The following is a 1,529-nucleotide window of genomic DNA, read 5'->3' on the forward strand; positions in this document are numbered from 1 at the left end:
TCGCCGCCCCGCTCCAGGTCTCGGCCTTCCGCCAGGACGACGGCTCGTACAACATCGTGTGGCAGCGCGCGCAGCGTCGCCGCGACGTCGGTGCCGCCCTCGGCGTCAAGAGCGAGGACGATCTGGCACCGCCCTTCGGTGCCGATGGCAGCCCGGTCGATGGCGGCGCAGGCACGCAGGACGACGGCCTCGGCGCGACCACGGCACCCGTCGAACCGGTCGCCTAACGGGGCCTGCCCGGAGAAGGGGGATCGCCTCTGTCGAGGCGGTCCCCTTTTCCGTTCCTGACGGGACTCAGCCTCACCAGCGTATTGCCCGGACTCTACCGAACAGGAAGAAGAAGGGGCGGCACTGACGTGCCGCCCTTTCGCGTGCCCCCGCTCGGCGTCCCAACCCGCGGTGCATGTGCAATGCACCTTGCTCATGAGGATCACCATGCACACGCAATCGGACCTCTTTGATCCCGATCCGGTGCCGCCAGCTCCGCCTACACCACCACCCGATCCCGAGCCGGAAACGGCCGCGGATGCCGGCGAGCCCTGCGGCGCCATCGAGCCGCTCGCAGCACCCTGCGGGTTCCGGAACTGCCGCAACGAGCCGTGCAAGCGTCTCGCGACGCGTCCCCTGCTCATCGACGGCATTCCGCTAATCCACCGCAAGATCCCGATCCTTCACTGCGATTCAGCGTGCTGGCGCGATGTCGATCCCGCCGATGCAACGGCCGAGACCGATCGCCAGGTCGCGCCCGAGGACGATTTCGCTGACCGCGACGACCCGGGACCAGAGGCCCCGCCGGACTACGAGGACTGGAGTCGATGGGAGCGCGCCGACGATGATGGATTTGGCGCTGGCGAGGCTGGAGAAGGGGAAGAAGGAAGAGGGTAGGGGCGCCCGCCCTTATGGGGCGGGACCGGGCTCTAGTCGGCCCTACGGGCCTCCCGGAGCCCCGCGTGCCGCGGGTCTCCGCCCTGACGGGTGACGATCCCTCGCTGAACGCCGCCCGGATCGAGCGAGGGCCGCCAGCAGCATCGGTCGCGCCCATACGGGCGCTTCCTCGCTGCTTTGCAGCCGCGCGCCTGATGGCGCGCGACTGCCGGCCCTCGCTCGATCCGGGCGGCGTACCACCGCAAATATCTATCTTTCTGTTAGTCCAAGTTTGGCATGCGGGGTTGGCGAGCCGTCAAGGACGAGCGGTGCCCCCAATTTTCACGCGGCCGACCCTGCGGGCCGACCACGAGAAAATCGGCTCCCCCACTCGCGAGCGTTAACCGGGGTCCACGCCTGCAAGCAGGCGCGGCTTCCCGGTTAACGTCCCTGACGGCCCTGACCGCCGCATGCCGTGTGAGAGACCTCACCAAGAGGTGAGATTTCAACTCATGGAGGCTCTCATGACCAAGTTCAGCAACTTCTCGGATCTCGCCCGCACGATGGCTGACACCCGCGCGATGCAGATCGCCGACGAGACGAGGGCGGATGAGCGCGTGCAGCGCACCTACGAGGGCTCGTTCATCGAGGGAAGCGAGATGGCG

Annotated in this window: 1 protein-coding gene and 1 pseudogene; both read left to right on the top strand. The window is 68.0% G+C overall.

Annotation, left to right across the window (positions count from 1 at the left end; translation table 11 throughout):
* Nucleotides 1-227, top strand: a pseudogene (locus MF607_RS22470) (DUF736 domain-containing protein); the annotation flags it as partial.
* A gap of 196 nt (nucleotides 228-423) precedes the next feature.
* Entirely contained in the window at nucleotides 424-885 is a 462-nt protein-coding gene (locus MF607_RS22475; protein WP_242122387.1) for a hypothetical protein, read from the top strand.
* Nucleotides 886-1,529: the final 644 nt, after the last annotated feature.

The sequence above is a fragment of the Sphingomonas lacusdianchii genome (genome assembly GCF_022664395.1).
Lineage (GTDB): Bacteria > Pseudomonadota > Alphaproteobacteria > Sphingomonadales > Sphingomonadaceae > Sphingomonas > Sphingomonas lacusdianchii.

Excerpts from the sequence above, each read along its gene's own strand:
- MF607_RS22475 (WP_242122387.1), top strand. The coding sequence starts at position 424 with ATGAGGATCACCATGCACACGCAATCGGACCTCTTTGATCCCGATCCG.